We start from the raw sequence: 24456 nt of genomic DNA on the forward strand, positions 1-24456 counted from the left end.
ACCCACCCAGGGGCGCGGGGAACTGCGCGACCAGCAGGCCACCGGCCCGCGGACAGGACGGCTCAGCCACCCCGCAGGGGCCCGCACGGACGGACACTCGAAACTCCGGGGACGGGGCACCCTTGGGCGGCTTACGCTCACGCGGAACCCCCCTCCCGTTGAAAGGAGTTACCGTGTCGGTCGACCGTCTGCTCGGCTTCGCCGGAATATCGCTGGTGCTGGTGCTGATCCCGGGCCCCAGCGTGCTGTTCGTCCTGGGCCGGGCGCTGGCGCACGGCCGCCGGACCGCGTTGGGCAGCGTCCTGGGGAACGCGATCGGCGCGTACCTGCTGGCGGCAGCCGTCTCCCTGGGCTTGGGTGAGGTGATGGCCACCTCGGCCGCGGTGTTCACGACAGTGAAACTCGTGGGCGCGGTCTACCTGGTCTTCCTGGGCGTGAAGGCGTGGCGCCACCGCGCGGACCTGTCGACGGCGACCGCCGTACCGGGAGCGGAGGAAGCCGCGCAGACCGGAACCGCGCAAACCGGAACCGCGCAGACCGGAACCGCGGCGGCGCCGCGCACCCGTAGCGACGCCCGCACCCTGTGGGAAGGCTTCGTCGTGGGCGTGACCAACCCCAAGACCTGCATCTTCTTCGCCGCCGTGCTCCCCCAGTTCGTGGACCGGAACGCGGGCGGGGTGCACCAGCAGATGCTGCTGCTCGGCCTGGTCTTCACCGTGATCGCCCTGGTCTGCGACAGCGTGTGGGCGCTGACCGCGTCGGCGGCCCGCACCTGGTTCGCCCGCTCACCGCGCCGGATGGCGGCCATCGGCGGCACCGGCGGCCTCGCGATGATCGGACTGGGCGTGGCGGTCGCGGTGACCGGCCGCGCGGACACGTAGGCACCGTGTCGAGCACCTCCTGAGGAAGAGGGGGGCGCGCTCCTGGGGCACACAGCGCGCTGACAGGCTGATGGAAGGACGCCCCCGGGCGGCACCCGGGTTGAGCCGCTGACCTGTGAGCAGTCGCACATCGCCGAGGGCAGCGAAACGTTTGCGTTTCGATATGACGAGTCGTACGGTCGATCCATACGACAGAGTACGAAACGGTTTCGTTCTTCCCAGCGGTTCGCCGCCCGTCCCACTTCCAGGAGTCACGAATATGTCGACTCAGTCCGCGCCCGACGTGAACGTCGGCGATTCGGCACCGGCCAGCCCGGTAGCGCTGGACAAGCAGGCCCCTGAGGAGCATCCCTCCCACCGCTGGTGGGTGCTCGCGGTGATCGCCATCGCCCAGCTCATGGTCGTGCTCGACGCCACCGTGGTGAACATCGCACTCCCCTCCGCTCAACACGCGCTCGGCTTCAGCGACGGCAACCGGCAGTGGATCGTCACCGCCTACTCGCTCGCGTTCGGCAGCCTGCTGCTGCTCGGCGGGCGGCTCGCCGACCTGGTCGGCCGCAAGGTGGTCTTCCTGATCGGCGTCGTCGGCTTCGCCGTCGCCTCCGCGCTGGCCGGCGCCGCCCCGAACTTCGCGGTGCTCGTCAGCGGCCGCGCCCTGCAGGGCCTGTTCGGCGCGATGCTCGCGCCGGCCGCGCTGTCCCTGCTGAACACCACGTTCACCGACGCCAAGGAACGCGCCAAGGCGTTCGGCATCTACGGCGCCATCGCCGGCGCCGGCGGCGGCATCGGCCTGCTGCTCGGCGGCGTGCTCACCGAGCACCTGAGCTGGCGCTGGACCCTGTACGTCAACCTCATCTTCGCCGTCATCGCCTTCGTCGGCGGCATGGCGTTCCTCCGCAAGGGCGCCCCGGCGGTCCGGCCCCGGCTGGACGTCCCCGGCACCATCCTGGTCACCACCGGTCTGTTCAGCGTCGTCTACGGCTTCTCGAACGCCGACAGCCACGACTGGGGCTCCCCGCTGACCTGGGGCTTCCTGCTGCTGGGCGTGGTACTGGTGGCCGCGTTCGGCTGGTGGCAGGGCCGCACCGCGCACCCGCTGCTGCCGCTGCGCGTGCTGCTCGACCGCAACCGCGGCGCGTCGTTCGCGATCCTCGGGATCTCCGGCATCGGCATGTTCGGTGTCTTCCTGTTCCTGACCTACTACCTCCAGCTGTCGCTGCTCTACAACCCGGTGAAGACCGGCCTGGCCTTCCTGCCGATGATCGCGTCGCTGATGGTCTCCGCGCAGCTCGCGACGAACAACCTGCTGCCGAGGTTCGGCCCCCGGCCGATCGTGCCGGTGGGCATGGGCATGGCCGCCGTCGGCATGGCCTGGCTGACCACGCTCGACCTGAACAGCACCTACGCGGCGAACGTGCTGCCGCCGCTGATCGTGATCGGCCTGGGCCTCGGCCTGGTGATGCCGACCGTGATGAGCGTGGCCACCGCGGGTGTGCGGGCCGACGACGCGGGTGTCGCCTCCGCCGCCGTCAACACCATGCAGCAGGTCGGCGGTTCGATCGGCACCGCGCTGCTCAACACGCTGGCCGCGAGCGCCGCGACCAGCTACATCACCCACCACGCGACCTCCAACCCGCCGAGCAAGCTGGTGGCCGCACACGCCCAACTGCACAGCTACTCCACCGCGTACTGGTGGTCCGCCGCGTTCTTCGCGGTCGGCACCGTGATCGCGGCGGTGATGTTCCGCAGCGGACGCCCGGAGCTGGCGCCCGAGGGCGAGCCGAAGGCCGTGCACATGTAGGTCCGGCTCGGTCGCAGCCGCGCGCGGGGTAAGGGGCCCGCACCCAGGTACACGCCCCTTACCCCCGCAAACATCGAGCCGCGTCTTCCGGGCCTCCGGAACGTCCGGCAGCACCATCTGGTCAGCACCGTCCGATCAGCACCTCCGACTCCCCGACGCGAACCGAGCGGAACGCGGCCGGGGCCCCAGGGGGCTGGTCACCGGGTCATCGTGGGGACGGGACACCCGGTCACCAAGCCCTCTGGACACCACCACCGCCCCGTCGGCGCGCCGCCCCCGTGCGCGCCGACGGGGCGGTGGCGTGTGCGGGCCGCCCGAAGCGCGGTTCCTCGGCGACCCCGACGAGACACCGCAACTGGCGCCGTTCCGCCTACGGATGCTCCGGGTTCGGCCCGCCGGCACGGGTACGGCCCCGCCCTCGCCTCGCGGGGAGGCGTGGGACGGGGCCGGGTGAGCGATCCCGACGGCTCGGCGCGGAGCAGGCGCCCGCCACATCCGGGTCCGGGGCCGCCACGTACGGGGTGCGACGGCGCCACGCGGCCCGGGGGACCGCTCGGCCGCACTCCCGGGCGGGCCGTGCCCGCGGTGCGACCACTCCACTTACGAGTCTTCACTCGTAACGGCGTCAGCGTATGAGTGCGCCCCACCGCTGTCAATCACCTTTCGGACCATGCTCGTTGGGCCCGGCGCGTTACGCTGGCAGGGCCGCCGTGACCCGCGCGGCGGTCGGCCGGTCCGTCCCCGGGACAGCTCCCGGGCAGGCGGGCACGGACGACCGGCCGCGGTCCGCACCCGGGAGATGTGAATGCCGCGCACACCACCGGACGCCCAGGCCGCCACCACGGCAGCCGGCCGCTCCACCGCTGCCGACACCGCCGCCGACCACACCGCCGGCACCGCGACCGGCGGCACCGGCACCGCGCCGAAGAGACGGCTGGCCCGCGGCGAGAAGCGCATCGCCCAGCTCCTGGACGCCGCGGCCGAGGAGTTCGCCGAGGTCGGCTACGAGTCCGCGACGACCAACAGCATCGCCGCCCGCGCCGGCGCCTCCCCCGGCACCCTCTACCAGTTCTTCCCCAACAAGGAGGCGATGGCGCGGGCCCTCGCGGAGCGCTGCGCCGCCCAACTCCGCGCCGTCTTCGGCTTCCTGCGGGACCCCGCGCTCGACGGGATGCCGATCGGCGAACTGGTGGACCGGATGGTCGACCCGATGCTCGCGTTCAGCCAGGCGAGCCCCGCCTTCCGGCCCCTCTTCGCCGGAACCGCGCCGCCGGCCAGGAGCGTCGCCTCCCTCAACACGGGCGCGCAGCAGGTCATGGAGGCGGTGGTCGGCGCCGCCGCGCCCCACCTCACCCCCGCCAACCGGCAGCGCTCCGCCACGGTCGTGGTGCACATCGCCAAGGCCATCCTGCCGGCGCTCGATGGCGCGACCGCGTGCGAACAGGCCAGGCTGGCACAGGAGTTCAAGACGGTGCTGCACGGATACCTGACCGGTCTCGCGGCGGTGTCGGACACCCGCGCCTGACGCCGTCCGGACCGTTCCTCCGCCCCCGGGCCCGCCCTGAGGGGCCGCCGGGCCGTACATCGGGCAGTGACGTTGAGCACGTCCGGGCCGGCCGCCGGATCGGCGCGGGCTTCACTCGTTCGGGCGGCAGCGGCGGATCGGGTGTCCGGCGGGCGGCGGCCGTCCGGGGCGCCTGGCCTGGTCATGGGCCGTGGGCGAATCCGGCCGGCGGTACGGCCCGGACGGCCACCGGCCCGGCCGCGGGGCGGTGTGGGATGCCAGGACCGGCGCGGACGAGGTGACGGCGGCGGGTTACCGTAAGGACATGCACGTGAGCCAGCACCAGCCGTCCGTCGCCGGTGTCGCCGATGAGTCCGACGGGGCGGCCGGCCGAGCGCTCTACGTCCCGGTGCGGCGCGGGCCCGCCGGCGACATCGTGCGGCTGTGGCGCACGCCCTTCGGCACGCGTACGGCGGTCGCCTTCACCACCGACCGGCGGCTGCGGTCCGTGCTCGGGCCGACCCAGCCGTGGATTCGGCTCTCGGAGTCCGCGTTGCGGCGGCTCGCCGAGCCGCTCGGGGCGCGGCACGTGACGATCGACCCGGTGCTCACCGCCCGGCCGCCGGCCTCCTGGGGCGCGCCCGAGGCCCCCGCCCCGGCCCCCACCCGCACCACCGAGCCGCGCGCCGCCCGCCCGTCCCGCGGCGCCCTCCCCGTTCCCCCCGCCTGACCGTTCCCGCGCCCACCCCCGGACCGCCCGCTATCCCGGCGGCCCGGTGTACCGCCACGCGGTGGCCGAGTGCGACAGGGTCAGCCGCGAGACGATCCGGTAGCGGTCGCCGCGGTAGACGGAGTGGACGTACTCGACGGGGCGCCCCGTCTCGTCGTGGGTGAGGCGTTCGAAGAGCAGCGCGGGCGAGAGCACCGGCACGCCGATCAGATGCGCCTCCTCCTCGTTGGTGACCGTGGGCTCGATGGACTGGACCGCCTCGTGCACCCGCACCCCGTGCTGGTCGCGCAGCGTGTCGTAGAAGTCGCCGGACTCCATGTCGGCGGGGGCCAGCCCGGGTACGAGGGCGGCCGGGACGTGCAGGTACTCGATGGCCATCGGCTCCCCGTCCACCAGCCGGAGCCGGGCGATGTAGACGACGTCGGCGGCGGGTGACAGGTGGAGCTTGCGGCCGACGCGGGCGCCGGCCCGCACGGTGGCGAACTCCAGCACCCGGCTGGTCCAGGTGCCGGACGCCTGCGGCAGGCGCAACACGTCGTGGTCCTGGGCGAGTTCCTGGGTGATCTTCGCGCGGGCGACGAACATGCCCCGGCCGTGCTCGCGCAGCAGCAGCCCGTTGGTGACGAGTTCGTCGACGGCCGAGCGCAACGTCGGCCGGGAGACGCCGAGTCGGTCGCACAACGTGCGTTCGGAGGGGATCGGGTCACCGGGGGCGCGGGACTCGACGAGTTCCATGAGGTAGTCACGGACCCGTTCGCGTTTCAGCGCCAGGCGCGGCGGCTCGCTGGCCATGTGCGGTGCCCTTTCCCCGAAGTACTTGTCAAGGGGAGGTTATCCAGATGTTGACCAGTACGCCAGTGCGGTCGGGCCCCGTCGGTATCGCGCGAGGAGGGTGAGAACACCTGATCTTCGGCCGTATACGAGCCCTCTTACGGCTTTCTCGCGACCTCTTGACGTCACCAGTGGTCTATGCCACCTTCTCCGTCAACACCAGACCAGTTGACCAGTGGTAAGTTCCACCGCTTCCTCTGAGGTGACTACTCCGTGAGATCCAGACTGCTTCCCGGCGCCGCGGCGCTCCTCATCAGCATCAGTGGCCTCACCGGTCTCACCGCGTGCGGCTCCTCCTCCGGATCGGGCTCCGGCGACGACGCCGGACCGGCCCGGCTCACCGTGTGGATCATGCGCGACAGCGTGGCCGCCCCGGTGCTCAAGGCGTTCACCGCGGACTTCGAGAAGGCCCACCCCGGCACCACCCTCGACCTCCAGATCCAGGAGTGGGACGGCATCGGCGCGAAGATCGTCAGCGCGCTGGCCGGCAACGACGCCCCCGACGTGATCGAGGTGGGCAACACCCAGGTCGCCCAGTACGCGGCCAGCGGCGGCGTGGACGACCTCACCGGCAAGGTCGCCGACCTGCACGGCTCGGACTGGATACCCGGCCTCGCCGAGCCCGGGAGGATCGACGGCAAGCAGTACGGCATCCCGTGGTACGCCGCCAACCGCGTGGTGATCTACAACAAGGACCTCTTCGCCAAGGCCGGCATCACCGCGCCGCCCAAGACCCGCGCCGAGTGGATCACCGACACCACGAAGCTCGACACCGGCGGCAACCAGGGCATCTACCTGCCGGGGCAGTCCTGGTACACCTACGCCGGCTTCCTGTGGGACGAGGGCGGCGACCTCGCCACCAAGAGCGGCGGGACCTGGAGCGGCGGCCTGGACACCCCGCAGGCGCGGGCCGCGGCGGCCTTCTACCGGCAGCTCCAGGCGCTCGGCCAGGGCCCGAAGGACTCCGACGAGGCCAAGCCGCTCCAGGCGAACGTCTTCGCCAAGGGCGACGTCGCGCAGATCATCTCCACCCCGGGCGGCGCCGCCGCCATCACGGAGGCCGACCCCGCGCTCAAGGGGAAGCTCGGCTTCTTCCCCATCCCCGGCAAGACCGCGGACCGGCCGGGCGCGGTCTTCACCGGCGGCTCCGACCTGGTCATCCCGCAGGCGTCCCGGCACCAGGCGATGGCCTACCAGGTGGTCAAGGCGCTGGCGGGCACCACGTGGCAGACGCGCATCGCCAAGGCCATGAGCTACGTCCCCAACCGCACCTCGCTGGCAGGGGTGTTGAAGGGCGACCCGGGCGCCTCCGCGATGGCGGCCGGCGCGGCCGACGGGCACGCCACCCCCAACTCCCCCAACTGGGCGGCGGTCGAGGCGGACAACCCGATCAAGCAGTACCTCACCCAGGTGCTCACCGGCGCCGACCCGGCGAAGGCGGGCAGGACCGCGTCGGAGGCCATCGCCAAGGCGCTCAACACCTCGTCCTGACCGACCGCCCCGGATCACCCAGGAGACCGCCGTGCTCACCGCACCCACCGCCGCCGGGCAGGACTCGGCCGACCCGCGAGGCGGCCCCGGCGGCCCGCCGTCCGGCCGCCCTGGCCGCCGCGGCCGCTTCGCCCGCCACCCGTCCGGGACCACCCCCGGGAACCCCCGCCCGCGCTCGGGGCCGCGCCGCGCGCTCGCCGCCCTGTGGCCCTACCTCCTGGTCTCCCCCACCGTGGTGGGCGCGGCCTTCCTGCTGGTCTACCCGGTGGTCCGCAACACCGTGATGTCCTTCCAGCACTACCGGCTGGCCGAACTCATCAACGGCGGGGCCTCGTTCGTCGGCCTGGCCAACTACCGCGAGGCGCTGACCGACCCGGAGTTCTGGACGGTGGTGCGCCGCACCGTGTGGTGGACGGCGCTCAACGTCGTGCTGATCATGCTGATCGGGACGCTGGTCGCGCTGCTGCTGGTCCGGCTCGGCCGACGGCTGCGGCTGCCGGTGATGAGCTCGCTGGTGCTGGCCTGGGCCACCCCGGTGATCGCCGCCACCACGGTCTTCCAGTGGCTCTTCCAGTCCCGGTTCGGAGTGGTCAACTGGGCACTGGTAAAGCTGGGTTTCACCTCCTACCGCGACTACACCTGGTTCGCGCACGGCGGCGCCACCTTCGCGATCCTGGTCACCCTGGTGGTGTGGCAGTCGGTGCCGTTCGCCGCGCTGACCCTCTACGGCGGACTGACCACGATCCCGGCCGAGTTGTACGAATCGGCGCGGATCGACGGCGCCGGGCCCTGGCAGACCTTCCGGCTGGTCACCTTCCCGATGCTGCGCCCGCTGTTCGCCCTGGTCACCTCGCTCGAAGTGATCTGGTGCTTCAAGTGCTTCACCCAGATCTGGGTGATCGGCCAGGGCGGCCCGGACGGCGCCACCACCACCCTGCCGGTGTACGCGTTCCAGATCGCGCAGTCCTTCCACAAGTACGACCTCGGGTCGGCGGTCTCCACGCTGACCGTGCTGATCCTGCTCGCCGCGCTGGTGTTCAACCTGCGCCGGATGTTCCGCCAGGAAGGTAAGGAGGGCACCGCATGACCGCCGCCCGCCGCGGACTGCGCCGGCTGCCGCTCAACGCCGCCGCCCTGCTGGTCCTGGTGCTGTCCGCGTTCCCCGTCTACTGGATGGCGGTCACCGCGTTCGAGCCGACCGCCGACATCGAGGGCGCCGACCCGACGTTCTTCCCGCTGCACCCCACCCTCGCGCACTTCCGCACCGCGGTACGCGCCGACGGCTTCGCCGGATACTGGCGCAACAGCCTCGTCGTCACGCTCGGCGCGGTGCTGATGGCCCTGGTGGTGGCGCTGCTCGCGGCCTTCGCGGTCGCGCGGATGCGCTGGCGCGGCCGGCGGGCGTTCCTGCTGCTGGTGTTCACCGCGCAGATGGCGCCCTGGGAGGCGCTGCTGATCCCGATGTACATCATCGCGCGGGACACCGGCATGCTCGACCGGCTGTCGATGCTCACCCTCGTCTACTTCATGACGACGCTGCCGTTCACGATCGTGACGCTGCGCGGCTTCCTCGCCGCGATCCCGGCGGAGTTGGAGGAGGCCGCCCAGGTCGACGGCTGCACCCGGCCGCAGGCGTTCCGCCGGGTGACCTTCCCGCTGCTGGCGCCGGGGCTGCTGTCGACGTCCCTGTTCGGATTCATCACCGCCTGGAACGAGTTCGCCTTCGCCAACACGCTGATCATCAAGAACCAGAGCGCCCGCACCCTGCCGGTGTGGCTGTCGTCCTTCAGCAACGTCTTCGGCACCGACTGGGGCGCCACGATGGCCGCGTCGTGCCTGTTCATGCTGCCGGTCCTGGCGGTGTTCCTGCTGCTCCAGAACCGGGTCACCACCGGGATGACCGCCGGAGCCGTGAAGGGCTGACCCGCCCGAAGCGGCACCGCACGGCCCCCGTACCCCCGCCGCACCGCCGGGCACCCCCGCCGTACCGCCTCGCACCGTACGGGCTCCGCCCGCCACCGGCCCGCTCCCACCCCTGGAGGCCCCGCCGTGATCATCCCGCACCCCACCCACGCCGTCCGCATCCCCGGCCGGTTCACCTTCGACCCGGCCACCGCCGTACGCGCCGAGGGCGCCGCGCGGCCCGCCGCCCGGCTGCTGCGCACCCTGCTGCGGCCCGCCACCGGGCTGCCGCTGCGCGACTCGCCGAGCGGGAGCGTGGTGCTCGCCGTCGACCCGCTGCTCGGCGGCCTCGGCACCGAGGGCTACGGCCTGACCGTCGGCCCGGACGCGGTGCTGCTGCGTGCGGCGACCGGCGAGGGGCTGCTCCGCGGCGTGCAGACCATCCGCCAACTCCTGCCGCCCGAGGCGCTGTCGGAGCGTCCGGTGCCCGGCGTGGCCTGGTGGCTCCCGGGGGTCCAGATCACCGACGTGCCCCGGCACCGCTGGCGCGGCGTCCTGCTCGACGTGGCCCGGCACTTCCAACCCGTCCGCTACCTGCGGCGGTTCGTCGACCTGCTCGCGCTGCACAAGCTGAACGTGCTGCACCTGCACCTCACCGACGACCAGGGCTGGCGGATGCCGGTGCCCGGCTACCCCCGGCTGACCGAGGTCGGCGGGGTACGGTCCCGGTCGATGCGCGGCCGCGCGGGCAGCGGACGGTACGACGACGAGCCGCACGCCGGCGCGTACACCGCCGCGGAACTGCGGGAGTTGGTGGCGTACGCGACCGCGCGCGGGGTCGAGGTGATGCCCGAGATCGAGATGCCCGGGCACGCGCGGGCCGCGCTGGCGGCCTACCCCGAGCTGGGCAACGTGCCCGGGCGGGCGCTGGAGGTGTGGACCGAATGGGGCGTGTCCGACGCCGTGTTCGGGGTGCACGACGAGGTGCTGGACTTCTGCCGGAGCGTGCTCGGCGCGGTGCTGGACGTCTTCCCGTCGCGTTACGTGCACATCGGCGGTGACGAGTGCCCGGTCGCGGAGTGGGCCGAGAGTCCGCGGGCGCGGGCCAGGGCCGCCGAGGCGGGGCTGGCCGGCACGGCCGCGCTGCACGGCTGGTTCCTCGGCCGGATCGGCGAGTTCCTGCTGGCGGCGGGGCGGCGGCCGGTGTGCTGGGCCGACGGTTCCGGGGCCGCGGGCGCGCTGCCGCCGGAGTTCACCGTCATGCCGTGGCGGGACGCCGGCCACGGCCTCGCCGCCGCGCTGGCCGGCCAGGACGTCGTCATGGCGCCGCACCGCGCCACCTACCTGGACTACCCGCAGGCCGACGGGCCCGGCGAGCCGCTCGGCCAGGCCGGCGCGGTGGTGGACCTGCGCGCCGTGCACGCCAACGACCCGGTGCCCGCCGACTGGCCGCCCGAGGCCGCCGCCCATGTGCTCGGCACCCAGGCGCAGTTGTGGACGGAGTTCGCACAGACGCCCGCCGACATCGAGTACCTCGCCTTCCCCCGGCTGTGCGCGCTCGCCGACCGGGCCTGGAACCCGGCCGCCGACTGGGCCACCGACTTCCTCCCCGCGGTACGCGGGCACCAGGCGCGGCTGGCCGCGCTCGGCGTACGCCACCGCCCCCTCGACCGCCCCCGGACCGCGACGGCCTGACAGCGCCGCACCGTGTCCGGCGGCTCGTCCGCGCACCTCCGACTCCCCCACCCCACCCCACCCCACCCGGGGATCACCCCCCACCACCGGAAAGGGACCACCGTGTCAGGAAGAAAGCGTCCGCTCCGCCTCCCCCTTCGGCTCCGCGCCGCGCTCGCCGTGTGCTCGGCCGCCGGCCTGGCCTGCGCCGCGCTCACCGCGCTGCCCGCCTCCGCCGCGCAGGACACGCTCACCGCCCAGTACCGTACGAGCGCGGGCGGGGCCACCGCCGACCAGGCGGAACCGTGGCTGGAGGTCACCGACAGCGGGTCCACGTCGGTGCCGCTCAGCCAGGTCACGCTGCGGTACTACTTCAGCTCCGACAGCCCCACCGCGTCCTACCGCTTCGCCTGCTCCTGGGCGGTGAAGGGCTGCGCGAACGTCACCGGGACCTTCGGCACCCTCGCCCACCCCACCGCGACCGCCGACCGCTACCTGGAGATCGGCTTCACCGCGGGCGCGGGCTCCCTCGCGCCCGGCCAGTCCACCGGCGACCTCCAACTGCGCTTCTACCGCTCGGACTGGCAGCCCCTCACCCAGTCCGACGACTACTCCTTCGACGGCACGCAGACCTCGTACGCGAACGCCCCGAAGGTCACCGTGCAGCAGGACGGCGCCCTGGTCTGGGGCACCGCGCCCGACGGCAACGACCCCACGCCCCCGACCTCGCCGCCCACCTCCCCGCCCGGTGGCGGCGGCACGCCCGACGGTCCCACGCTCTTCGACGACTTCAGCTACCCGAGCAGCTCCGACCCGGCCGTCCAGCAGCACGGCTGGACCGTGAAGTCCGGGCAGGGCGGTCCCGGCGTGGCGGGGGCCACCTGGTCGCCGTCCGACCTGACCTTCGTGCCCGACAGCTCCGGCGGCGCCGGCAACACGGTGATGGACCTGAAGCTGACCACCGACGGCACGGCGGCCGGCACCCGCGAGACCGAGATCCAGACCACCGCGCAGAAGTTCAGGAACGGCACCTACGCGGCCCGGGTGAAGTTCGACGACACGCCCACCGGCGGTCCCGACGGCGACCACGTCAACCAGACCTTCTTCAACTTCACCCCGCTCAAGGCGCCGATGGACCCGGACTACAGCGAGCAGGACTTCGAGTACCTGCCCAACGGCGGCTGGGGCGAGACGCAGAACATCATGTACGAGACGTCCTGGGAGACGTACAACCCCGACCCCTGGAACGCGGTGAACACGCACGGCCAGCAGTACGCCAGTTACGACGGCTGGCACGACCTCCAGATCACCATCGACGACACGTACATCACGTACTTCATCGACGGCCAGGTCGTGGCCCAGCACGGCGAGCCGTATCTGCCCGAGGGCGGCCAGTTCATCGACTTCAACCACTGGCTGATCGACCTCGCCGGGCAGACCGGCTCCACCCCGCGCTCCTACGACGAGCAGGTGGACTACGTGTACTTCGTCAAGGACCAGGTGCTCACGCCGGCCCAGGTGCAGTCCGCGGTGGCGGGCCTGCGCGGGGACGGCACCGCGTTCGAGGACACGGTCCCCGCGAGCTGAGCCGGAAACGGCGGTTCCCCGCGCCCCGACCTTCGAAGGGGGGCGCGGGGAACCGCCGTGAGCCGCCGGTGTCCGCTACGAGCAGGTCAGGGTCGGCGCCCCCCAGTCGCCGTGGTCGTTGCCGTTCCCGTCGCCGCCGTCGCCGACCTTGAGGTCGACCACCTGGGCGCCGGTGACGTCGACGTCGATCGGCACGGCCGCCTGCTTGCCGCGGAGGGTCTGGGTGGTGACCAGCGTCTTGCCGTCGGCGATCACCGAGAAGGTGACGGTGCCCCCGCCGCCGGTCTCGTCGTCGACCCCGACGTGCGCGGTGAGGCGGGTGCACTGGCCGGCGAGGTAGAGCTGCACGTCGCTCACCGCGTTGGTGCCCAGGCCCTTGGCGTAGCCGACGCCGTCGATGCTGATCGGCCGGCCGTCGCCGGCCGCCTGCTCACCGACGCTGCTGTCGCGCTCCACCGGGCCCCAGCCGTTGGTGGACGACAGGAACGGCAGGTCGCTGACGGCGTTCTGCCCGGCCGGCGGGACCGGCGGGACCGACTCGATGACCCGTTCGTCGGAGCTGGTGGCCTTGCGGCCGCGCTGGACGTAGTGCGTCGTGGTGGCGAGCACCGCGGCGGAGGCGAGAGTGCCGCTCGGCGGCTGGACCTGCCAGCTGAAGGTGGCCGACTTCCCCGGCTGGAGACGGGCCACCGTCCCGGCGCCGGCCGCCTTCGCGGTCCAGCCGTCGGGCAGGGCGAGCGAGGCGGTCAGCGCACTGGCCGCCGGCTGCCCGGCCGGCACCCGCACCGTGGACGTGGCGGTGAACGCCTGCCCGGACTTGGCGGTGTTCGGCACGTCCAGGGAGGTGGTGACCCCGGGCGCGGCGGGCATCGCGTACTTCACCGGGTTGTAGCCGGGGCTGTCGTTCTGCGCCACCTTCAGCGAGGAGGCGTAGCTGCCGTAGTCGGTCAGCGCGACCTTGCCGAGCCCGCCGGTCTTGCCGTCCAGGTTCCACACCGCGATGGCGATGGAGTTGTGGCCGTCGGGGTTCAGGATGCCGTTCGGCACCGGGAAGGTGTGCTGCGGGCCGAGGTAGTTGACGTAGTTGCCGACCTGCCAGCCGTTCACGAAGATCTCGGCCCGGTACTTGCGCGACGGGTCGTCGGTGAAGGTCAGGCCGAGTGAGGTGTCCTGGCCGTGCGGCAGGTTCAGCTTGGCGTCGGTGCGGTACCACGAGACGCCGGGCCGGGTGTCGGTGGCCGGCAGGGTGGTGTTCGCCCACTTCGCGTCCGGGTAGCCCGGCAGCGACCAGCCGGCCCGCTCGCCGTAGAGACCGCCGGTCGACAGGGTGCCGCGGACCGGGTCGATCAGGTCCTCGCCGCCCCGCACGCCCTGCAGCCGCCAGGTGACGGGGGTGAGCGGTGCGCCGATCAGGGAGGCGCTGGTCAGGCCGCGCGCGGTCTTGTTGCCGTTGGAGGAGTTGTAGTCCTCCTCGTGGCCCATGTTCACCGTCAGGACGGAGATGACGTTGTCGCCGGTCGGCTTCACCGCGCCGGCCGGGAAGGTGAAGTCGGCGCTGCCGGTGGTCGAACTGCCGAGGAAGGTGCCGTTGAGCCAGGCGGAGAACGCCTGCGCCCCGCCGCCGGAGTCCGAGACCAGGTGGATGCCCGTCTCGCCGTCGCCGGCCCGGAAGCGCCCGCGGTACCAGGTGTTGCCGGTGTGGAAGCCGTAGTCGTCGGCGTAGAGCACCGGCAGCGAGTTGACGCCGGAGGAGCTGTTGGTGGTCGACTTGTCGGCCGTCTGCCAGCTGGAGTCGTCGAAGCCGGGGGCCGACTCCGGGGACTCCTCGGCGTGCTTCCAGTTGGTCAGCGCCGGGAGCTTCACCGGGGCGGCGACGGGGATCTGACCGGTCCGGCCCGCGGAGCCGGAGCCCGCGGCGGTACGGCCGTCGAGCGCGCGGCCGTTCCAGGTGACGTGGTCGGCCGAGGTGAACACCTCAATGTCCTTGTCGTCGCCGTTGTCACCGGTCAGCGCCACCGTACGGCCGCCGTCCAGGCTGGTCGCCGTCCGCAGCAGGTGGCTGCCGCGCACCAGGACCGGTCCGGTCGCGGTGTCCTGCCGCCAGAAGGTCTCGGCGGTCGGCTTGTCGCCGACGAGCAGCAGGCTCGGGCGGGACCCGCCGCCGCTGATGCTGATCCGGATCAGGCCCTTGTGCGTGTAGTTCAGCCGCAGGTCGCCGGTGGCCGCGTCCCAGGTCGTGGCGACCTGGCCGCCGGTGCTGGTCACGGTCGGCTTCGAGGTGTACCGCAGCACGGTCTCGCCGTCGCTGCCCGCGTCCCCGTACAGCACGGAGACGTCCCGGCCGGCGATGGTCGCGGTGGTCATGATCTCGGAGGTGGAGTACTGGAGTTGCGAGTCGCCGAGCCTGTCGTTCGCCACGATGATGTGCGAGTCGCGGCCGTCGAGCGTGATCGCGGTGCCCGGCTGCTGCGGCACCACGGGGTACGTCGGCAGGACGTCGGCGGCGGTCGGCACGTCGATGGCGTCGATGGAGACGAAGTTGTCCGTGGAGCCCGTGCTGTGGGTGCCGTCCACGACGATCTTCAGGGTGTGCGCGCCGGCGGTCAGGCCGGTCTTCTGGAAGACCACCGCCTGGTTCTCGCTGCCGGAGTCGTCCACCGTGGCGACCTTGGTGCCGTCGAGGTAGACGTCGGCGTAGCCGTGGTTGTTGGTCTTCGGCCCGATCCAGCGGACCGCGGTCCCGTCGAAGGGGACGGTGACCGAGTCACCGGTGGTGTTGGAGAACGACTCGGTGTCCTTGTAGTCGCCGGTGGTGTAGCTCTGGCCCGACACGTGCGACCAGCTGCCCGAGTACTGCAGCGCGGAGTCGGGGTCGTCCCAGGTGTAGCTGGTGTCGGCGACCGGCTGCGCGTTGAAGTCCAGCGCGATGTGGGTCTTGTCGGTGGCCGTGGAGGTGGAGTTCCCGTGCCGCAACACGTGGAACTGCGTCTTGGTGTCGGGGTTCATCCGGGCGGTGTCGACCACGGCGGTGTCGTCCGGCGGCGACGCCTTGATCGGGTCGGTCTTGGTCAGTGGCGCCACCGACTGGGTGAAGTACCCGATCAGCTTGTCCTCGTCGTACTTCGGGTCGAGCTGGCGGGTCTCGCGGATCGCGGCGCCGTAGTCGTACGAGGTGTAGTTCTCCGGCTCGCCGAGCCAGCCCCAGTTGGTGCCGCCGTAGGTCATGTAGAAGCTCTGGGCGGTCGCGCCGACGGCGATGTTCTGCTTGTAGAAGACGTCGGCGAACTGGTCGTTGATCAGCTGGGCGCACTTGTCGTAGCCGGGGCCGCCCCAGGGGTCGAAGGCGCCGCCCTGGAACTCCGGGGTGTACAGCGGCTTTCCGGCCGGGTGGTCGTAGCTGAGGTCGGGGACGCCGTTCCACTGGGTGGGGTTGGAGCAGTTGAAGCCCTGCGGGTAGGAGTCCGGACCGTCCACGTCCAGGGCGCCGTCACCGGAGTTGAAGGTGCCGTTGTTGTTGCCGGTGAGCGGCACGGTGATGCCGTCGGCGCGGGCCTTGTCCTCCAGGTGCTTCATGTAGGCGCGGGCCGACGCGGAGCCGTTGTAGTACTCGTTCTCGACCTGGTACGCGATCACCGTGCCGGTGCCGTTGGTCAGCTGGTGGCGGGCGAGGATGCGGTCGATCTGGGTCAGCCACTCGTCGGAGTACTTCAGGAACTGCGGGTCGTCGGTGCGGTTCTTCTCCTCCTTGGTGGTCAGCCACCCGGGCAGACCGCCGCCGTCGACCTCCGCGTTGATGTACGGCGCCGGGCGGGCAATCACGTACAGGCCGGCCTGCTGGGCCATGTCGAGCAGCTTGTCGACGTCCCGCACCCCGGTGAAGTCGTACACGCCCTGCTTCGGCGAGTGGTAGCCCCAGTCGAAGTACAGGGAGGTGGAGTTGAACCCGGCGGCCTTCATCTTCTGGAAGATGTCCAGCCACAGGTCCGGGCTCGGCAGCCGGAAGTAGTGGAACTCGCCCGACCACAGGTACGTGCGCTTGCCGTCGACGAGGAAGGAGTAGCCGTCGAAGGTCACGGTGTGGGGCTTCGAACCGGCGTGTCCCTTGGCCGCGTTGTCCGTCGTGGCCGTGTCGGCCGTCTTCGCGGCCGCGGTGTGCGCGGCGCCTGCCGCCATGGCGGGTGCGGTGGTGCCCGCGGACAGGGCGATCGCCATCGCCGCGGCCAGACCCGCCCACCACCGCCCTCGGCGCCGCTGGGATCTGCCGGACACGCCACCGGTCGGATGACTTCGCACTGCGACCTCCACGTTCCCCGAAGGGCCAACTCCCAACAGAATCAATCGAAGTCGAACAATAGGAGCGGGTGCGGGGCCGCACAATAGGTCGGACACAGGAAGCTGTGCGACGACCTGTTCGTTTCCGTGTGTTTGTGTTCCCCCACGGGTGGAGGGTGCCCGCGCCTCCGCGGAAGGAGCCGCGGCTGTGCAGGGGCGCGGGGAACCGCGCGACCGGCAGGCCACCGGGCTGGGGCCGGTACACGACCTCCGCCGTCGCGGCGCTCACGGCCCCCGCCGACCCCGTCCGCGGATTTCCGTTATCGGCCCGCCCGGGGCACCGTCTCCTGTTGTGTAGGCGCAGCCACTTGCGACGAAGGAACGGCGGAGCGAATGCGTGCAGGCGACCGGAGCGGCCCCGACCCGGAGATGGTGACCGCGGCGCGGGCGGGCGATGAGCAGGCGCTCGACCTGCTCGTCGCGCAGTGCCTGCCGCTGGTCTACAACATCGTCGGGCGGGCCCTGGACGGCAACGACGACGTGGACGACGTGGTGCAGGAGACGCTCCTGCGGGTGGTCCGCGGCCTCGCCGACCTGCGCGACCCGGCCGCCTTCCGGTCCTGGCTGGTGGCGATCGCGGTCCGCCAGGTCCGCGACCGCGAGCAGGCCCGGAAGGCGTCCTGGCACCATCAGACCGGCCTGGACGCGGCCGAGTTGATACCGGACCCGGCCTCGGACTTCGCGTCGGTGACCATCCTGCGGCTGGGCCTGACCGACCAGCGCCGGGAGATCGCCGAGGCGACCCGCTGGCTGGACCACGACGACCGCACGCTGCTGGCGCTGTGGTGGCTGGAGGAGACCGGCGACATCGGCCGGTCCGAACTGGCCGACGCGCTCGGGCTGTCCCGGCAGCACGCGGCGGTGAAGGTCCAGCGGATGAAGGAGCAGTTGGAGACGTCGCGGACCGTGGTGCGCGCGCTCGGCGCGGTCGAAAGCTGCCCGGAGCTGGCCGAGTTGACGGCCGGCTGGGACGGGGTGCCCAGCCCGCTGTGGCGCAAGCGGTTCGCCCGGCATGTCCGCGGCTGCGACGCGTGCGGGCGGCTCGGCAAGGTGCTGCTGCCGATGGAGCGGCTGCTCAGCGGGCTGCCGCTGCTGCCCGTACCGATCTCGCTGGCGGCGCCGCACCCTGGGCCGCCGCCCGCCCCCGGGCATCTGCCGTCCGCCGCGCACCACCCGGCCCCGCCCACTCACGCGCCGACGCCCGCACCCGCACCATCCTCTGCGCCCGCGCCCGCGGGCCACTCCCCCATGCCCCCCACGCCCCCCACCCAGCGCACCGCTCCGCATTCCCACCCCCCACAGCGGAGCGGTGCGCACCGGGGAGTCCACCGGCTTCGGCCGCGGCTGCTGCACGGGCCGTTCGCCGGGCCCGCCGCCGCGGTGAGCGCGGTCGCGGCCGTGGCGGCGGGCGCGCTGCTGGCGGTGCACCTCGCCGCCGACCCGTCCGCGCCGGCCGCCGAGGCCGCGCCGTCCGCCCCGCCCACGGCGACGGCCCCCGCTGCCGCACCCACCAACCCTGCGCCGACGACGCCCTCGACCGCCACACCCACGACCCGCAAGCCGACTCCGAAGTCGACCACGCCCACCCCGGTCAAGGCCCCGCCACCGCCCGCCGCACCGGCGACGTCCACCCGCAAGGGCGTCGGCGTGTGGACCTTCGACGGCGTGAACACCGCGCTCCGGCAGTCCGGCGCGAGCTGGTACTACACCTGGTCCACCACCCACGCCGGGATCAGCGGCCCCGGCTTCGTACCGATGATCTGGGGTGCGGACAGCGCGAGTTCGGCCGCGCTCGCGCAGGCGAAGGCCGCGGGACCGTACCTGCTGGGCTTCAACGAGCCCGACATGTCAGGGCAGTCGAACATGACGGTCGACCAAGCGCTCACGCTGTGGCCGAAGTTGGAGTCCGCCGGGAAGGTGCTGGGCAGTCCCGCCGTCGCGTACGGCGGGGACACGCCCGGGGGCTGGCTCGACCGCTTCATGACCGGCGCGCGGCAGAAGGGCTACCGCGTCGACTTCATCACGCTGCACTGGTACGGCGGCGACTTCACCACGCCCGACGCCGTCGCCCAGCTCAAGTCCTACCTCCAGGCCGTCCACGACCGCTACCACAAGCCCATCTGGCTCACCGAGTTCGCGCTCACCGACTTCTCCGGCGGCACCGCCCGCTACCCCACCGACCAGCAGCAGGCCGCCTTCCTCACGGCCGCCGCGACCATGCTCGACGGCCTGCCCTACCTCCAGCGGTACGCCTGGTTCGGCCTCCCCGCGAAGGACGGCGCCCCCAGCACCGGCCTCTTCCACAGCGGCCCCGTGATCACGACCGAGGGCCGCGCCTTCGAACGCGCCCGCTGACCCATGGAACGGGGGCGGGCCGGAACGGGGTGGAGCGGGACGGGTTGCCCGGCGGCGAACCGGACTCATCTGGCCGGCCCGCACCCATGAACGGAAGAAGGGTGCGACACAGCCCGGGCTCTCACCGGCTGAGCCACAAGGGGGAGTTCACGCGTCAAAGCCGGACCCGATCAAAGGGTGACGTTCTCCGCCGATCCCACCTGATCCCTGCTTCCGGGCAGGCCCAGCAGCGCCCCGCGGCTGTCGGCGACCCGCAACGCGTCCGACAGCGCCGTGCACAAGTGCGCCACCATGCCCTGGAGTTCGCAGTCCGAAGGCGTCGACTCCGCCAGCGTCCGACGGACAAAGCCCAGCAGTTCCCGACCCATCCCGAGCTGCACCGACTCCATCTCGTCGGCCAGCCGCCACAAGGCCGAAGCACGGCACCCGTCCGACCGGAGGTAGCACGCACCTCCGTCCGGCCCCGGCCACGGGAGGCGTCGAACGGTGCCGGATTCCCGTTGCTGTAAAGGGGAGTCAGGGCGCAGCGGTGCTCGGTCTCGGTGCTCAGCCGTCATGAGGACGACGATAGGACCGATCCACCGGTCGAAAGGGGACAAACTGTCCCCCTGCACAAGGGAGCGGCTACGCCGCCAAGACGCCTACGGAAGAGGCGAGTTCGGCGGCCTCGGCGCGCAGCGGCCGAGGCACGGAGCGGACGAGGTCCGCGGCCAGCGCCCGCCCTGACGGCACGTACCTGATCGCGTCGGGCGACGTCTCCACTGCCCGCTGAAGGTAGTGCAGCGCACCGGCCGGCTCCTTGCGGGCGTACTCCGATCGGGCTGCGTCCAGGAACAGACGAGAGCGGCGCTCCACTGACGGAATCGACTCGGGGACGGTTTCCGAGACACGGCGGAGCGCGGCGCCGGGAGTGTGCAGGTCGACGCCGATGGTGACCGCGTGAACCGCCACGTTGCCCGTGCCGAACATCGTCCAGGGGTGGGCGTAGTCCGGCATGCGCTGTGCGACCGCGTTCGCCTCGTCCCACCACCGCCAGGCGTCACCGTCGCGCCCCTCCCGCGCGGAGGTGACCGCCGCGTGAAGGCACAGCGCCCCGAAGGTCCCGCGCAGGATGTCGGGCCCGTCCTCAAGGCGCGGGCGGAGGGTGGCCGCCGCCTCGGCGACCAGACGCAGTGCCTCTTCCGTGTGGCCGTTCTCCCGGAGGCCGTTGCCCACGATCCATGCGGCGGCAGCCAGCAGAACGGGGTCGTCCGCTTCCTCCGCCGCCATCCGGGCCCGGTCCACGGTCAGCCAGTACAGCTCCGGTTCCGTGGTGTGCGCGGCGAACTGCTGGGCCAGCGCGTAAGCCTCCGCCGTGACCAGGTAGGCGCGCCGACGTTCCGCTCCCTCGGTTCCCCTGGTGGCGGCGTGGCATGCCGTCAGCAGATCAGGAAGCACCGCCCCTACTTCGGTCCGCTGCCGACGCGAGGAATGCCACGTCGACCACGCCTGCCGCACCCGTCCGGCCAGTTCCTGCACACTGCTCGCCTCGAACGGGGAGCGACGGAAGATCGACGCGTGCACCGCGTCCCTGAGCGCCGGCACCGCCGGGTGTGACAGCTTGCCCCAGTGATCGACGGGAATGGTGGCATCGCCACCCGTGAGCGTGGCCACGTCATCCAGCCGAAGCGCCTGCGCCAGCCGGAAGAGCATCGGCAGTGACCGCAGATCGCGGTCCCCGTTCTCGATCTTCTTCAACCAGTCCGACGACCGCCCGACCAACCCGGCCAGCACCGGACGCGACATTCCTCGCCGCTCACGATGATGGCGGATCAACTCACCGGTCGTCAGTTCTCCGTTGATGGACGGATCAGTCACGATGCGGCTCCCGGAACGAAGTCAAGCCCCCCGCACCAGAGTACGCGCCGCAAGCCCCCCGTCACCGGCCTCGCCACCGCCCACTCCAACAGGCAAACCACCCGGGCCGCCCTCGGTTCCAGGGTACGGCGCACCCGGGGGCGTCACTCGGACTACGCACGCGCGAAGCGGACCCCGCGGACCTCGGGGGCGCCCTCGTACGCGGTGGCGAGGAGGCGGAGTCCCTCCGCCTCAAGGGTGTCGCGGTCGGGCGCCCGTAGGGGCGCGAACGGGGTGACGACGACCGCCGCGGCACCCTTGGCCCGCTCGAACCGCCAGGTCCCCCCGACGAACCCGTCCAGGAGGATCGTGCCGCTGACGATCCCGTTGACGGAGATCACCCGGGACTTGGGCACGTCGCCGAGGATGCGGGTGCGGTCGGCGTGCGAGAGCAGGAGGTTGTCGAAGTCGGCGACGAAGCGCGCGGACACGGGGGTGTCGGGGTCGGTGAGTTCGGCGTCGGGCAGGTCGTAAAGGACCTGCCCGTCCTCGGCGGCGTACGTCCGCAGGTCGAGATCGGCGAACAGCCGCTTGAGGCCGGTGGCTCCGGACCACTTCTGCATGTCGGCGGGACCGGCGGGGCCGAACGCGGCGAGGTAGCGGCGGACGAGCCCGGCCGGGTCGGGGTCGGCGGCGAGCGGCGCGCCGAGCCAGTCGTCGGCGAAGGCGTACCGGACGCCGCAGGGTACGCCCCACACGCCGCGCGGTGGCACCTGCACGAGCGGTGCCCAGGTCCGTAGCACGTTGACCAGCGAGGCCGGGTCGGCGGCGGGGAACCGCGCACCGAGCATGGTGCGCAACTCGGAGGGCCCGAGCGGCTGTTCGGCCAGCGCCTCGCGCCCGGCGGCGAGCAGCGCGTCCCGGCCAACCCCGGCGATCCCCGCGGCCCACGCGGAGGAGCGCAGCCCCCGGTCGAGGGCGGGTTGCAGCCACGGCCGCAACCGCAGCGCGTCCGCCGCCGTCACCAGATGCACGGTGTTGCGCATCAACGCCAGTCGTACGACGCGGCGTTCGGCGAGGAGGCGGCCGAACGCGGCGAAGTCGAAGCCGGCCAGCCGGGTCCACAGCCCCGGGTAGACGGAGGTGGCGTTCTGCGACTGGAGACCCAACAGGTGCGTGACGGCGTCCGCCGGGCTCATGTCCGCCCGCTGCAAAAGGAGTTGGCGGGACAGCAGAGTCCGGTTCAGGGTGCGCCGGGTGACCGGTTCGATGACCATGGTCGTTACGGTACGGCGCCTTGCGGACAGTCACGGTCCGCAAGGCGGGTCGGCGCGGCGCGCGGCCGAGGGACCCGACCGGGCGTTCACGGGAAGGCGAGGTGAGGGCGATGTGGAGCCGCGGAGGCCGCCCGTACAGCGGTCGGCACTTCCCACGGTCCTGGAACCGTGGATCGGGCGAACCGCTGCGGCCGCGCAGCCTGTCCCGGGCGCTGGTCAGAGCCTCCAGGAAGGACGAACGGGCCTGGCAGCGGCAGCCGTTGAAGGTGCGTGGCGATTCGCTGCCGCCTTTCGACCACTGCGCGGCACTGGTGGCCGGGCTCGCCGAGGACGAGCGGCGCCGGATCGCGCTGCGGCTACAGCAGGAGCGCGCCGGCCTGGAGGCCGACGACGTCGAGTGGTACGTGGGGCGGGCGCTGGCGGCGACACGCTGCGGGTGGTCGCCCGGGCAGGTGCACGAGTTGTTCGCGCTCGCGCTGGGGAACGTGGGCAACGGCCCACGTCCGTACGGACCGTGGGCGCACGGGGAGCGGGCCCTGCAACTGCCGCTCGCCGCGCTGGAGGAGTTGCCGGAGAGCGAGCGCGGGCCCTTCCTGCGGTATGTGCGTGCCGCGCTCGCCGTCCGTACGGGCTGCCGCTCCATGGTCCGGGCGCCCGGCCGGCCGTCCCGTCTCGACGAGCCCGAGGCATGCCTGAGCCGGCTGCGGGCCCTGCTCGACCTGCCCTACGACGTGGACGACGTGCTGGTGCGCGACGATCCGTTCGCCACCGCGGCCCGTTGCGCCCTCGGCACCGGGCTCTACGAGCCGCCGGCGCGAAGATTTTAAGCTGCACTATCGAGGATCGATCGCACCTCCGGTACGCTCGCATATCCCTGCAACCGGCCGAGGATTACGCGCACCCGTTCAGCCACCCGTTCTGACGGTGTGTCAGCTCCCAGAGAAATGACCCGTTCCGCTACTGCGGCTGCCTCTTCTGGTTCGTTGGCATCCGCCAGCGCCACGGCTAGCCATGAGAGATACAGCGCCATCTCACGGGTATGCGTGGCGTCATAGGCGCTGAGGACTTCTCGGAGCAACGGCACTGCGCGCAAGGGCCTGTGAAGCTCCGTGTAGACCCGGGATTCCATGACCCTGAGTTCCCCTGCGTCCACCCAGTACAGATAGGCAGGTGATTCCGTGCCTGGGGTGTCTTCGCTAAGCGCCTGCCCAGCTTCCCCCAGCGCGCGCATGGCCTGTTGCCCGTTCTCTGTTCCCCCTGCCTTCGTGTGAGCCCATGCCACACGGTCCAGATACAGCGCGCGGGCTTTCGGGGGTGCTTCTGCCTGTGAGTCGCGGAACGCTGCCTGAGCCAAGATGAGCCCTTCGCCTTCGCGTCCTGTGTTGCTCATCTGGTAGGCGAGTGATCCGGCGAGATTCCCGGCAAGGGTGAGGTCTTCCGCCTGCCGTGCGGCGCTGATCCCCAGCCGGTATATGCGCTCTGCCTCTTCATGCTGTCCGGCATCGCTGGCAATCCATCCGGCAATCTGTGCCAGTTCCCCAATCTGCCGTAGGAGTTGCCGCCCTACCTCGCCCGTGTGTGTGCTCTCTCGGTACAGCTTCACAACGCGCCGAAGGTCCCGAAGTGCCGGGCGGATTAGGTCCCCGCCTGCCAGCACGTCATCAGCCAACCTGAGCCCATGTACCCGCTGCTGTAGTTCATCCACAGTGCCCATTCCGACGCGCCTCACCGTACGGCCTTCTAGGGGGCTCAGCAGGTCCTCTTCGGGCAGGAAGTCAGCCAGGGTCGGCAAGGGCGGCTCAGCGGGCGTAGACGGCCCCGTGAGGGCTTCCACGGGGACGCCAAGAGCCGTAGCGAGGAAGGGCAGCCATTCGCGGGGCGTGCGCTTCCCTGTCTCCCATCGGCTGATCTCCTGACGGCCGACCGGATCACCGGGAATGCCAGCGGCCCGGCACACTTCGCGTGCTAGCCGTGACTGACTCCACCCGAGCCGGTCTCGCTCTCGCCGGATGTTGGCCCCGATGTTCGTCCCCATGGGTCCAGTCTGGCCGACGGTTGGCCGACAGGTGGCCGCTATGCGCCAACCCAGGTCAAGGGGACGTTGGGAGATGCACGCAAGACCCCCGCGACCGTGCGACCGGCCCGGGGGCATGGACCACCTGATTGGGCAGGCAGCCATGGCGAATAGTAGACGGGCGCTGGGCAACGTTGGTAACGGGGCGGGAGGGGCAGGGCGGTTTTTCGTCAGCGTGGGA

General features: G+C 71.9%; 17 protein-coding genes. 11 read left to right on the forward strand and 6 right to left on the reverse strand.

The window, feature by feature from the left end; genetic code table 11:
* The first annotated feature begins 173 nt into the window (after window positions 1–173).
* From OG896_RS07690 to OG896_RS07705, 4 genes are all read left to right on the forward strand, one after another.
* Entirely contained in the window at window positions 174–881 is a 708-nt protein-coding gene (locus OG896_RS07690) for a LysE family translocator (protein WP_329363628.1), read from the forward strand.
* Window positions 882–1140: 259 nt separating this feature from the next.
* The gene (locus OG896_RS07695) at window positions 1141–2682 is read left to right on the forward strand and encodes an MFS transporter (protein WP_329363629.1); all 1542 of its coding nucleotides are present in this window, start codon (window positions 1141–1143) and stop codon (window positions 2680–2682) included.
* An 805-nt stretch (window positions 2683–3487) separates the two neighbouring features.
* Entirely contained in the window at window positions 3488–4207 is a 720-nt protein-coding gene (locus tag OG896_RS07700; RefSeq protein WP_329363630.1) for a TetR/AcrR family transcriptional regulator, read from the forward strand.
* Window positions 4208–4511: 304 nt separating this feature from the next.
* Window positions 4512–4916: an SAV_915 family protein gene (locus tag OG896_RS07705; protein WP_329363632.1), complete on the forward strand. Its 405-nt coding sequence runs from the start codon at window positions 4512–4514 to the stop codon at window positions 4914–4916.
* A 30-nt stretch (window positions 4917–4946) separates the two neighbouring features.
* On the opposite strand, the gene OG896_RS07710 is transcribed toward OG896_RS07705, so the two are convergent.
* On the reverse strand, window positions 4947–5708 hold the full coding sequence (locus OG896_RS07710; protein WP_329363633.1) for a GntR family transcriptional regulator: 762 nt from the start codon (window positions 5706–5708) through the stop codon (window positions 4947–4949).
* Window positions 5709–5960: 252 nt separating this feature from the next.
* Here OG896_RS07710 and OG896_RS07715 point away from each other — a divergent pair, with 252 nt between their 5' ends.
* The 5 genes from OG896_RS07715 to OG896_RS07735 all read left to right on the forward strand — a co-directional run bounded on the left by OG896_RS07715 (window position 5961) and on the right by OG896_RS07735 (window position 12401).
* Complete coding sequence (locus OG896_RS07715) at window positions 5961–7238, forward strand: extracellular solute-binding protein (RefSeq protein ID WP_329363635.1); 1278 nt, start codon at window positions 5961–5963, stop codon at window positions 7236–7238.
* A 202-nt stretch (window positions 7239–7440) separates the two neighbouring features.
* Entirely contained in the window at window positions 7441–8325 is an 885-nt protein-coding gene (locus tag OG896_RS07720) for a carbohydrate ABC transporter permease (protein WP_329373793.1), read from the forward strand.
* Window positions 8322–9161, forward strand: coding sequence for a carbohydrate ABC transporter permease (locus tag OG896_RS07725; protein ID WP_329363637.1), 840 nt, complete (start codon window positions 8322–8324; stop codon window positions 9159–9161). Before OG896_RS07720 ends, OG896_RS07725 begins: the two co-directional genes overlap by 4 nt.
* A 126-nt stretch (window positions 9162–9287) precedes the next feature.
* Window positions 9288–10835, forward strand: a complete 1548-nt coding sequence (locus OG896_RS07730; protein ID WP_329363639.1) for a beta-N-acetylhexosaminidase — start codon at window positions 9288–9290, stop codon at window positions 10833–10835.
* Between the two features lie 102 nt (window positions 10836–10937).
* Window positions 10938–12401, forward strand: coding sequence for a cellulose binding domain-containing protein (locus OG896_RS07735; RefSeq protein WP_443056963.1), 1464 nt, complete (start codon window positions 10938–10940; stop codon window positions 12399–12401).
* Window positions 12402–12476: 75 nt separating this feature from the next.
* Here the strand turns inward: OG896_RS07735 and OG896_RS07740 are convergent, their stop codons facing one another.
* Window positions 12477–16613, reverse strand: coding sequence for a beta-galactosidase (locus tag OG896_RS07740; RefSeq protein WP_329373797.1), 4137 nt, complete (start codon window positions 16611–16613; stop codon window positions 12477–12479).
* A gap of 453 nt (window positions 16614–17066) precedes the next feature.
* Between OG896_RS07740 and OG896_RS07745 the strand changes: the two genes are divergently transcribed.
* Window positions 17067–19088 (forward strand): sigma-70 family RNA polymerase sigma factor, encoded by a 2022-nt coding sequence (locus OG896_RS07745; protein ID WP_329363641.1) that lies wholly within the window; start codon window positions 17067–17069, stop codon window positions 19086–19088.
* 170 nt (window positions 19089–19258) lie between these two features.
* On the opposite strand, the gene OG896_RS07750 is transcribed toward OG896_RS07745, so the two are convergent.
* The 3 genes from OG896_RS07750 to OG896_RS07760 form a co-directional block, all read right to left on the reverse strand.
* Window positions 19259–19498: a hypothetical protein gene (locus OG896_RS07750; RefSeq protein ID WP_329363642.1), complete on the reverse strand. Its 240-nt coding sequence runs from the start codon at window positions 19496–19498 to the stop codon at window positions 19259–19261.
* A gap of 214 nt (window positions 19499–19712) precedes the next feature.
* Window positions 19713–20945, reverse strand: coding sequence for a helix-turn-helix domain-containing protein (locus OG896_RS07755; protein WP_329363643.1), 1233 nt, complete (start codon window positions 20943–20945; stop codon window positions 19713–19715).
* Between the two features lie 152 nt (window positions 20946–21097).
* The gene (locus OG896_RS07760; RefSeq protein ID WP_329363644.1) at window positions 21098–22201 is read right to left on the reverse strand and encodes a winged helix DNA-binding domain-containing protein; all 1104 of its coding nucleotides are present in this window, start codon (window positions 22199–22201) and stop codon (window positions 21098–21100) included.
* 110 nt (window positions 22202–22311) lie between these two features.
* On the opposite strand from OG896_RS07760, the gene OG896_RS07765 reads away from it, so the two are divergent.
* Window positions 22312–23028, forward strand: a complete 717-nt coding sequence (locus tag OG896_RS07765) for a hypothetical protein (protein ID WP_329363646.1) — start codon at window positions 22312–22314, stop codon at window positions 23026–23028.
* On the opposite strand, the gene OG896_RS07770 is transcribed toward OG896_RS07765, so the two are convergent.
* Entirely contained in the window at window positions 23025–24236 is a 1212-nt protein-coding gene (locus OG896_RS07770) for a helix-turn-helix transcriptional regulator (protein WP_329363648.1), read from the reverse strand. The two genes, OG896_RS07765 and OG896_RS07770, sit on opposite strands and share 4 nt — an antisense overlap.
* Between the last annotated feature and the right edge of the window lie 220 nt (window positions 24237–24456).

The organism is Streptomyces sp. NBC_00669, assembly GCF_036226785.1.
Lineage (GTDB): Bacteria > Actinomycetota > Actinomycetes > Streptomycetales > Streptomycetaceae > Actinacidiphila.